Annotated in this window: 9 protein-coding genes and 1 pseudogene; 7 read left to right on the plus strand and 3 right to left on the minus strand. The window is 59.6% G+C overall.

The features are described from left to right. Positions 1–25: 25 nt before the first annotated feature. Entirely contained in the window at positions 26–1228 is a 1203-nt protein-coding gene (locus tag HMPREF2792_RS01510) for a S1 family peptidase (protein ID WP_070530322.1), read from the minus strand. Between the two features lie 189 nt (positions 1229–1417). Here HMPREF2792_RS01510 and HMPREF2792_RS01515 point away from each other — a divergent pair, with 189 nt between their 5' ends. The 3 genes from HMPREF2792_RS01515 to HMPREF2792_RS01525 are packed head-to-tail and all read left to right on the plus strand — an operon-like array spanning position 1418 to position 2889. After that, entirely contained in the window at positions 1418–1846 is a 429-nt protein-coding gene (locus HMPREF2792_RS01515) for an NUDIX domain-containing protein (RefSeq protein ID WP_070530325.1), read from the plus strand. 25 nt (positions 1847–1871) lie between these two features. Next, positions 1872–2534 (plus strand): DUF4232 domain-containing protein, encoded by a 663-nt coding sequence (locus HMPREF2792_RS01520; RefSeq protein ID WP_070530328.1) that lies wholly within the window; start codon positions 1872–1874, stop codon positions 2532–2534. Between the two features lie 46 nt (positions 2535–2580). Then, positions 2581–2889, plus strand: a complete 309-nt coding sequence (locus HMPREF2792_RS01525; protein ID WP_070530331.1) for a hypothetical protein — start codon at positions 2581–2583, stop codon at positions 2887–2889. A 7-nt stretch (positions 2890–2896) separates the two neighbouring features. Here the strand turns inward: HMPREF2792_RS01525 and HMPREF2792_RS01530 are convergent, their stop codons facing one another. Further along, positions 2897–4102: a DUF418 domain-containing protein gene (locus tag HMPREF2792_RS01530; RefSeq protein WP_070530333.1), complete on the minus strand. Its 1206-nt coding sequence runs from the start codon at positions 4100–4102 to the stop codon at positions 2897–2899. A gap of 59 nt (positions 4103–4161) precedes the next feature. On the opposite strand from HMPREF2792_RS01530, the gene HMPREF2792_RS01535 reads away from it, so the two are divergent. Then, a complete protein-coding gene (locus HMPREF2792_RS01535; protein ID WP_070530335.1) occupies positions 4162–4605 on the plus strand; it encodes a DUF1990 domain-containing protein in 444 nt (147 codons plus the stop codon). Between the two features lie 30 nt (positions 4606–4635). Here the strand turns inward: HMPREF2792_RS01535 and HMPREF2792_RS01540 are convergent, their stop codons facing one another. Beyond that, on the minus strand, positions 4636–6387 hold the full coding sequence (locus tag HMPREF2792_RS01540; protein WP_196060535.1) for an alkaline phosphatase D family protein: 1752 nt from the start codon (positions 6385–6387) through the stop codon (positions 4636–4638). Between the two features lie 222 nt (positions 6388–6609). On the opposite strand from HMPREF2792_RS01540, the gene HMPREF2792_RS01545 reads away from it, so the two are divergent. The 3 genes and pseudogenes from HMPREF2792_RS01545 to HMPREF2792_RS01560 form a co-directional block, all read left to right on the plus strand. Then, positions 6610–8484: a purple acid phosphatase family protein gene (locus tag HMPREF2792_RS01545; protein WP_070530338.1), complete on the plus strand. Its 1875-nt coding sequence runs from the start codon at positions 6610–6612 to the stop codon at positions 8482–8484. A gap of 103 nt (positions 8485–8587) precedes the next feature. Continuing rightward, positions 8588–9523 (plus strand): vWA domain-containing protein, encoded by a 936-nt coding sequence (locus tag HMPREF2792_RS01555; RefSeq protein ID WP_227486303.1) that lies wholly within the window; start codon positions 8588–8590, stop codon positions 9521–9523. A 75-nt stretch (positions 9524–9598) separates the two neighbouring features. Then, a pseudogene (locus HMPREF2792_RS01560) lies at positions 9599–9929 on the plus strand (transposase); the annotation flags it as partial.

Raw genomic sequence — 9929 nt, forward strand, 5'->3', positions numbered from 1 at the left:
TCCGTGACCGGTTTCGCAGCGGTGGTTAGTTCTCCGGAAGCGCGAAACCGGAACCTACGCCCTCGCGGCGGTTCAGATCCGCGATGATGGCATCGGTGTTAGACACAACCGTGGGGTTGTGCAGCGCGCCCTGCCACGGGGTGTGGCACGACGGCAACCCCGGAATCAGGCCGCGGGATACCGAGCCGACGATGCGGCCGTTGCGGAAGACCGGAGCGCCGGAGTCTCCAACCATGGCGCACACCTGGTTGACGGTGACGCGCTCGGTGTGCTGGAAGGTCATGCCACAGGTACGGCCGGTGGCCACGCCGTTCTTGCAGGTGATATCGCCCGGCTGGGTGGTGCCACCAACCCCATTAGCGGTCACGCCGTTGTAGCTACGGGACACCTCGGCCTTGGAGCCAAACTCAATGAGCGAATAATCCAGCTGCTCATTCTTTGACACCACGGTGCCGGTCGGGCCAACCTGCCAGGAGTCTGCCGAAGAGACCGGATCACCGACATTTCCGCAGTGACCAGCGGTAATACCGACCTTGCGGCCTTCCGCATCGGTGCCAGCTGCCGTCAGTGTGCACATGGTGTCCTCATGAATGTAGAGCGGGGTACCCGGGCCATACAGGGACTTGCCTTCGGTCATCGCTACATTAGATTCCTCCGGAATCTGAGGAGCGTCATAGTAGGAACCAGGCACTCGGTGCAGGACATAGTCCGCCTGCGGTTTACCGGCAGCGATCTTGGAAAACAGGTCATTCTTCCACGCATAGTTCGGATCAGTGCCCTGTGGCACGAATTCCGGCTGCGTGGCCTCCTCCAGCAATCCGATGGGGGCAGGATTCGTCAGCGGTTCACCCGTTTTGGCGTCGACACCAGCATAGTCCTGTGGTGCTGCCAGAACCGGTAACTGGGTATCCAGGTTCGCTTGCCCCGCAAGGCGCTGCGCCGCAGGGGAATTCGCGGCCCCAGCAACCGCCTGGGACGCATCCTTCGACGCCGCTGCGACGGCGCCGTTGACTGTTGAATCGACGGAGTCTGTCAGCTCCTTGTCCACGGGCATGGTCTCAATGCCCACGGACTGCAGATCCTCGCGTACCTGATCAACAAAACCTGCCGAATCAATCTCCGGGATTGTGGGAAGTTCCTGGGCACCCGCCGCTGGGTTACCCAGGAAGAACGCACCTGCGAAAGCCGAGCCCACGAGGACTTTCTTAAGGTGCGGAATTTTTCGCATATTGAGCAATTCCTCTTTCACTTCTTCTCGTAATGGTCTATAAGACTTCCCCTATGATGGCACGTGCCTTGGACGGCCGTTTTCTAACGTGTGTGACTGTGTCCAACCCGTTACATTACTGACAGTTTTCGGGTGCCCCCTCTCTTTCTTCACCGCTCTCCGCACCCCGCGCAGACCTACTATGGAGGCATGTCTGAGACCTCCACTTCGCCCTCATCTCCCGCAGACATTACTGAAATCGTCGCCGTTATCCTGCGCGATAACCACGGTCGCGTTCTCGTCCTCCGCGCCACCTCTACCCCAGAATTCGTCCTGCCTTTCGGCTCCATCGATGACACGATCAACCCCGCCAAGGCCGCCCAGCTCATCGCCCACGAGGCCGTGCGCGCCGTGGTCGACATATCGAAACTTCGCCGCCTGGCCACGTATATCTCACCGGCGGCCAACAGCGCCCCGCACAACATCCACGCACACGTCTATGTCTACGAGGAAGAAATCTCCGTCGCGCATCCAGACAAGGAGATTGCGGAGCTAGCGTGGGTCGATCCCGCTGCCCCGGATGTCGACATCGCCCCTTTGCTCAAGGAGCGCGTATTCCCCGCTTTGCAAGAACTCTAAGAGCTCAACGCCTAGACTCCGCACCATGACTACACAGCGACTACTCCCCGTTTTCGCCGCATCCCTCGCTCTAGCGCTCACCGGCTGCGCCACCAATGAAAACACTGATGCCACGCTTGACGCCACCCCTCCTACCACCACCCAACCCGCCGGCACGGAGACTGCAGGTCTAGTAGTTCCCGCGGACCAGCAGACCCCCGACGCAGATCCAGCAGACCCCGGTCAGGCACAGCCTGATACAGGCACTACCGCCCAGGCCGCGGCCAATGGCATGTGCGCCACGGAACAACTCGATATCGGGCTGTCCAACGAGCAGGGTGCCGCGGGCTCACGCTTAGCCGATATCACTTTTACCAACACCTCCTCCGAGCCCTGTACATTGAACGGCTTCCCTGGCGTTTCGGCCGTCACCAATGACGACGGCACCCAACTTGGCGCCGCCGCCGAGCGCGAAACCGGCCAAGAAACGGCACCCGTCACGCTAGAGCCAGGCCACACCGCTTCGGCGAGCCTCAAAATGACCAACGTCGGCGTCCTCGATCCCGCTTCCTGTCAGCCCCAAGCAGCCGACGGCTTGCGCGTCTACCCACCCGGCGAGACCGCCAGCGCCTTCATCCGAGTTCCCGGCCTCGAAGGCTGCGCGGGCGACGTGAACTACCTCTCAATCCAGCCCGTCTCGGCAGGCTAGAACGCTTAACCTTGTTAAGGATCCAAAACGGTCTACACTCGCGCCCATGGAATCCACGAAGCTAACATCACTCGTGTTTGGCAATGTTGTATTGGAATCGCACATGACGAAGACGATTATTGTCGTTTATTCGGAAGACATGCGGTCATGGTACTTCCGCCCGAGTCCGTACACGGAGCTTAAGGTGCCGCTCGATGAGCTGCGCGGGCAGCTGAGTAGAGAGCGCGCGGAACTCATCTCGGAACGTATCTTTGATAACGTAAAACTCGAGCTAGAGGAAAACTACCCCGGTGGCGTGGACCGCGCGCAGAAGGAGCTCTGCGGCTGGCTTCTGCGCGAGAAATCAGCCGTTTAAACCAACATCAAGCCGACCCGAGAGCCGACTTAGACTCAATACGACACGTTGGGCCGTACGCCAGCCGGCGATGCGCCCACTCGAACGGGCCAGGTTTGCCCCAAGCCTCAAGCAGAGCAGCGAGAAGCAGCGTCAGGACAAAGACCAGCAGACCGATTCCAAGCTTGCCGCTCACCGAAGCATCCGCGCCTAGTCCGAAGCCGGCTGGGGTGACAAGAACAATAAACAAAACCGATTGCGCAATGTAGCCCGACATAGAGCGCTTGCCCAATGCCACGAAAGCAAAGGCCCACCCAGGAACGCGATTGTTGAGTTTCTCCGTGAGCAGTGCCAAAACCGCCAGAATGCCAGGACCCGTAAGAAAGCCAAAAGCTTGGTTCAGCATCAAGAACACCGGTTCCAATTCGGTTGACACAACGCCAGCGGCCGCAAGCCCCCACGGAAGACCAACAAAGACAATGACCATACCTGCAATAACAACCCAGGTGACCAAGGTTCGGCGGTGCGCAGAAACGTTTGCAAGCACGCCCTCCCGCGCCCAGATATATCCGATGAGTAAAACGCCTACCAGCCCCACAAATGTGATGGGGATCTGCCCCAGAGCAGCAACCTCACCGCGCAGGTTGCGGGCGAAATAGTCACCGAATGTGACAAGTTCACCGGTCATCGGACGCGAGTTGGGCAGAGGATTGAAGTAGCCAAAATAGGCTCCCACCGCGCCCGAACCGGCGAAAACCGCATAGCCGCCAAAGAACCAGTAGGCAATGCGCCGCAGCGTGCGCGTCGAAAGCGTAAAGCACCAAACCAAGGCGATGCCCATGAGGCCATAGACCAGCATGATGTCACCGTCGAAAAGCGCGAAGCCATGCGCCAGACCAAAAACTGCAAGCAGCCCGTAGCGGCGGATGAGTACGCGCCGCGATTCTTTAATGGTGTAGCCCTTACGCTGCAGGCTCGCAGCAATGAGACCAATGCCGAATCCCAACAGCATGCAGAACATCGGCAGGCCTCGCACACGTACAAACATGCCGGTGAACACCGCGGCCGCGGTGTCCAGGGCGCTATCGGGACGCACACCACCCAGGGTGGAGCTAGGCCCCAAGGACCACTCGTTCACAACCCAACTCTGCACGGCGTTCGCCATGGCAATCCCCAAAAGCGCCGTGCCACGCGCTAAGTCAGGAACGATAAGTCGTTTCCGTTTCTCCTGCATACACCCTATTTTACTCTTCTCAAGCATCATCTAAGGGCGGTTTGGCTAGGCTAAGCCCCATGCCTGAGCCACTGTCGTACTCCTCCACCGAGGGCTTCCCGAAGCTGCACATGTCCCGCGTCATCGACGCTGAATTCGATGACGCCGCAGACAAACTCTTCCGCTGGGGCCTGCAGCGTAGCGGTCTTTTCCGGGTACAGCCCAGCCACGCCACGGTGGAGGAAGGCGCTGAGGTCAGCCTCGGGCTGGGGCCGTGGGAGTTTCGCTGCCGGGTCGTGGATGTCTTCCGCGAGGAGCGCCGGTGTGGCTTTACCTACGGCACCCTTCCCGGCCATATTGAGCGCGGCGAGGAGACCTTTACCCTGGAGCGCCTACGGGATGGGCGCACGCTGCTGCTTGTCGACGCCTCCTCCCAACCCGCCCGCCTCCCCTTCCTGCGCCCGCTGCTCGATATTCCCCGGCGCGCGCTGATCGGCTTCTTTTACCTCCGAGCGCTGGGCTGATCCCCCGCAGCGCCCGCCGGCGGATGGTGGCTAGGCGGTGAATCCGTCCTTAGGATTCCAGGTCTTGCTCACCGCCAGCGCTACCGAAGCATCTTCAGCTTCAACATCAGAAACACGGTAGTAGTGCATTTCCACGTGATCGGCAAAGAGATGCGCGACGGCATAGCCGTGGGAGTCATAGTCCAAGTGCTTTACCCACGGATTGGCGTCCTTGATTGCGTCCTCAATGAGTAACGAAGTCGAGTTGTCCTCCCCGTGGTAGGTGCCTGTGTAGGTGGTGAGGATTTCGTCGACATTGGGCGCCGTAATTGAGGTAGTCACCAGCTCACAGGCCACGCGCTTGTCGTGCAGGTAGATGTCGTTGGCCCATTCCGAGTGAATATCACCGGTAATGAAGAAGGAGTTACCCTCGCGAGCATCAAGAGCCTCGAGTACACGGTCACGGTCGGCGGCGTATCCATCCCATTGATCCGAATTCACGGCGAAGCCAGAAGTATTGCCCTTGACAAAGCGCAAGCCCTCATTGGCGGCATCATTACCTGGGATGGTCAGCAGGCGCATGGGAGCCATCATCACCGAGTTGCCCATCACCATCCACGTGGCGTCTGACATCGCAATAGTGTCTCGCAGCCACTGCAGCTGTTCGTTACCCACGATGGTTCGATTCGGATCCCCAAAGTTAGCGGCGGTGGTTTCCTGGTCGCGGTAGGTACGCAGGTCCATCATGGTGAGCTCCATGAGAGAGCCGAAGCGCAGGTTGCGGTAAAGCTTACCGCCCTCGCTCAGCTGCTTTTGGCGCAGCGGCATCCATTCATAATAGGCCTGCAAGGCGTCGTTCCAACGGCGGGACCACTCGCCCTCTGCAAACCCAGGTGTGTGGTTTTCGGCGCCCTCGCGCCAGGAGTTGTTGGCTGTCTCGTGGTCATCCCACACCACGACCCACGGGGCCGCAGCATGCGCAGCCTGCAGGTGCTCGTCGGTGCGGTAGCGGCCGTAGCGGATGCGGTAATCCTCCAGCGTGACGATCTCCCACACGGGGTGGTGCTCACGTGCCACACCACTCTTGCCCACGTACTCCCCCGTGGGATATTCGTAGATGTAATCCCCAAGGAAGACCACGAAGTCAAGCTCCCCGGAGCGTCCACGCTCCGCCATGTCCTTGTAGGCGTTAAAGAAGCCCGATTCGTAGTTGGCGCACGAGGCCACGGCGAATTTCAGGTTGTCTACCTGGGCATCGACAGCTGGCGCAGTTTTCGTCCTGCCCACGGGCGAATACGCCCCGCTATGCTCACCCGAGGTCACCTGGAAGCGGTAGTAGTACACGGTGTCCGGGTTCAGGCCAAAGGGATCTACGTGAACGGTATGGTCGTGCTCCGCGGAGGCAACCTCTTGGCCGTGTGCCACCACGGAACCCATCGCCTCATCTGTAGCAATCTCCCATGCCACGTGAACGTCGTCTCCCATGCCAGAACCAGGCAGGGCATCCCGGTCCGGGGTGACGCGGGTCCACAGCACCACCGAGGTGGGCAGCGGATCGCCGGACGCAACGCCGTGGAGGAAAGGCAGCTGGGCGCCGGTGTACTGGTTATACGCTTCCAACGGGGTCTGGCGCGGGGTGCCGTGCTGGGCAGTTGCTGCCGACAGCCCATAGCCAGCGGCCGCGGTGGATGCACCAACGGCGCCCCAACGCAGCGCGGTGCGTCGATTAAAGCGGATAGCGCGAGAGTTTCTTAAAGATTCTGAAGAGTCTGGGGTATCTGTGGACCCGAATTCGTGGGACATGGGGCTAAACATAAGCTCACCAAAACTGCTATTTCAACGCGAAACAGCGCGTGATATCCCCTATACCGGGGGCATGTTCCACAGATTTCTATTCTGCTTAACCGGAGGTTCACCTTGAGATGTTTCTGTGACTAGGTCATGTCTGTTTCTCTGTTTTCTCAGCAGAGAAACACTCTCACACTCAACTTCCGATATTCATCGCAAAAGGCACACAAAGCAATAATGAAGCGTTTTAGTTTTTCTCCCGCCTCCGCTGGCGTAGCCACCATGACCGCGGCCGCTCTTGTCTTCACCTCACAGGTAAGCGTTCCCGTTCTGGCTACCGCTCAAACTAGCCCCATTTCCCGGATGGTGCTCCAACCGGGAAGCAAGGAAAGCTCCGTCATTGTCTCGTGGCGCACCCAGGGCCCGGCAGACAAGGAAGTCCTCGAGGTCACCGGCCCAGACGGCGCCCAGACCTTTGAAGCCGAGGAAAAGGACGGTGGCGCTATTGCATACGTGTCCAACTACGCCACCGCTACGGGTCTAAAGGAAAACACCGAGTACACCTACCGCGTCGGCTCCGAAGAGGGCGGCTGGTCCGAGCCTGAAACCTTTAACACCGGCAGCTTTGGCCAGGACTGGAGCTTCGTCACGGTTTCTGACGCGCAGATTGGAGTCGATGCCGACATCAAGGGTCAGACCGAGCAGTGGAACAAGACCATCGGCAACGCGGTTGCCGACGCCCCTCAAGCCAGCATGATCTGGTCCCTCGGTGACCAGGTTGAGGGCTGGGGCGCGACGATCGCGCAGTACGACGGCTACTTCTCCTCACCGGAGATTCGAAACATTCCCACCAACGCACTGCCGGGCAATCACGAGACGTACCCGTCAGACCTGGCAATGAAGCACTACGATGAGCACTTCATCAACCCGAATCAGGAGCCAGACCTGCGGGATTTCTACTTTGAGCGCAACAACGTTCTCTTCCTTGGGCTCGACACCAACGCCAGCAGTGACGCGGACATTGAGCGCCATGCGGAGTTCATGCGTAAGACCATTGAAAACCGCGGAGCTTTCAATGACTGGATCATCGTGGGCATGCACCACGCCTTCTTCTCTCAAGGCACCCACTACACCGATGGCGATGTAACCAAGCTCCGTGAGAAGCTCGCTCCGGTCATGTCCGAACTGGACGTCGATGCCGTACTCAGCGGCCACGATCACATCTACACGCGCACCCACCTCATGAACGGCCTTGAGCCGGTGAAGGCTCCTGCGAAGCGTGGCGACGTCCTCGCCCCCAATGACGGTGAGGTCCTCTACATCACCACCACCTCGGCGGGCGGCGGCAAGTTCTATGACTTCCAGGGTGAGGACGGGAAGAAGTACCCCAATGCCCGCATGGAAAACATGGACCCTGCTCTGCCGCACGAGTCCACGGCGATCTGGCGCCAGGACTACGACGAGGACTACATGGTCGTCGATGTGACCGGTGATGAGCTCACCTTCCGCACCTACAACGCCAACAACCCGAACTTGGTGGACAAGGTCACGCTGAAGAACAACGACCACGCCATTGCGGACCCGCGCGAAGAGAAGCCGACGACCCCGGCACCGGCGACCACAACTGAGGTCGTCACCACGGAGGTACCGACCACCGTGACCACCACGGAAACCAAAGAGGTCCCCACCACGGTGACCACCACGCTCCCAGCGGAGAAGACCACCAAGACAGTGACCTCGATGGTGCCCACCACTGAGGAAAAGACCATCACCACCAAGGTGCCGACGACCATTACCACTACCAAAACTGCCGAGCCCTCCGAGCCTTCGGATCCCTCCAAGCCAGCCAAGCCAGGTGAGCCAGCCAAGCCGGATGAGAACTGTGACGAGGGCTCTGCGGGGGCGTCGGCAAGCTCGGCAGGCTCCTCCGATGGGTCCTCGGATGATTCGTGCTCGTCCTCTCGCGGCGGCATGATTGGCTTCCTGTTGGGGGCCATCAGCGCGCTGATTGTCGCCGGCGGTGTGGCGGCGCTGGACCCGAACAGCCCGGTCCGCAACAACATTCAGAGCATGCTCGACTCGCTTTACCGGATGTATACCCGGTTGTTCTAAGGCCCCCTAAAACACGCAAACGGAAACGGAATGCACGGGGGTTAATCCCCCTGTATTCCCCGTTCCCAAGCGCAGATCGCCTCCTGTGTGTAATTTAACTCACATGCACACAAAGTCACGTTTCATACCAAAACCATTGCTCACGGCGATTCTTTTCCTCGCAGCAGTCGCTCTCTCCGTCGTAAGCGTTCTCTTTCCCCTCACCGCCACCGCCGAAGATTCACGCTCAACCTCCACTAGTAGCTCCGTGCCGAGCTCCCCCACTGCTTCTAGTGACATGGCCCCGACCATGGTGGTCTTCGATTCCTCCGGTTCCATGATCACCAACGATGCCGGCGGCCAGACCCGCATCGACGCCGCCAAAGATGCCGCCCGCACCTTCATCACCGAAGCCGGGGACGACGCCCCTCTGGGACTTGTCACCTACGGTGGGAACACCGGCGAGGCTCCTGAAGATGAAGCTGCCGGTTGCCAGGACATCACCGTGGTAACGCCACCCGAGGCCGGCAATTCTGAGAAGATGATTGGCCACATGGATGGCCTCCAACCGCGCGGCTTTACGCCCATCGGTGAATCTCTGCGCAAGGCCGCGGCTGAGCTTCCAAAGGAAGGCCAGCGCAGCATCATCTTGGTCTCGGATGGCGTTGCGACATGTACCCCGCCACCGGTCTGCGATGTGGCGAAGGAACTCAAGGAACAGGGTATCGACCTGGTCATCAACACCGTCGGCTTCAACGTTGAGCCCGAGGCTCAGCAGGAACTGCAGTGCATTGCCGACGCCACCGGCGGCACCTATGCCGACGCCTCCGACGCCGATAGCTTGGCCAAGGAGCTTAGCCGCGCAGCACCGCGCACCTTCAACGCCTACGAGTCAGACTTAGAGGAGATCGAAGGCGGCGAAACCGAAGGTTCCCCGGCCACGGTAGACCGTGACGTAGAGGCCTTCTCCACCACTCTTCTTCCGACGGAGGGCAAAGGGCACTCAGCTGAATCCACTACCTTCTTCACTACCCCATTGCTGAAGGCGAGCGCGTGGTGATTGGGCCTGACCCCTTTTTGGTGGACACCTTTCATTCCAGCCCAGTCGGGCTGGGAAGAAAGGTAATCTACCACCATGTCCAGGTACTCCGAACAGTTCAAACGCGATGCTGTGGCCCTCTATGAAAACAATGAGGACCTCTCGCTGAACGCAGCATCAGCAGAGCTCGGTATCAACCGTGCCTCGCTGCATTCTTGGGTCACCAAGTACGGCACCGGAAAGCGTGCCCGCATTAGAGCCGTGCATGATAAAGCCCAAGCGGCGACTGATTCTGAGCGAATCCGCCAGCTGGAAAAAGAAAACGCGAAGCTGCGCGAAGAACGCGATATTCTACGTAAAGCTGCTAAATATTTTGCCGAAGAGACACGCTGGTGATCCGCTTCCAGTTTGTCTATGACCACCGAAC

Origin of the sequence: Corynebacterium sp. HMSC068H04 (assembly GCF_001811255.1) — a bacterium.
GTDB classification, from domain to species: Bacteria; Actinomycetota; Actinomycetes; order Mycobacteriales; family Mycobacteriaceae; genus Corynebacterium; species Corynebacterium hesseae.

Coding starts and splice junctions, on each gene's coding strand:
- HMPREF2792_RS01510 (WP_070530322.1), bottom strand. CDS start 1,228: ATGCGAAAAATTCCGCACCTTAAGAAAGTCCTCGTGGGCTCGGCTTTC.
- HMPREF2792_RS01515 (WP_070530325.1), top strand. CDS start 1,418: ATGTCTGAGACCTCCACTTCGCCCTCATCTCCCGCAGACATTACTGAA.
- HMPREF2792_RS01520 (WP_070530328.1), top strand. CDS start 1,872: ATGACTACACAGCGACTACTCCCCGTTTTCGCCGCATCCCTCGCTCTA.
- HMPREF2792_RS01525 (WP_070530331.1), top strand. CDS start 2,581: ATGGAATCCACGAAGCTAACATCACTCGTGTTTGGCAATGTTGTATTG.
- HMPREF2792_RS01530 (WP_070530333.1), bottom strand. CDS start 4,102: ATGCAGGAGAAACGGAAACGACTTATCGTTCCTGACTTAGCGCGTGGC.
- HMPREF2792_RS01535 (WP_070530335.1), top strand. CDS start 4,162: ATGCCTGAGCCACTGTCGTACTCCTCCACCGAGGGCTTCCCGAAGCTG.
- HMPREF2792_RS01540 (WP_196060535.1), bottom strand. CDS start 6,387: ATGTCCCACGAATTCGGGTCCACAGATACCCCAGACTCTTCAGAATCT.
- HMPREF2792_RS01545 (WP_070530338.1), top strand. CDS start 6,610: ATGAAGCGTTTTAGTTTTTCTCCCGCCTCCGCTGGCGTAGCCACCATG.
- HMPREF2792_RS01555 (WP_227486303.1), top strand. CDS start 8,588: ATGCACACAAAGTCACGTTTCATACCAAAACCATTGCTCACGGCGATT.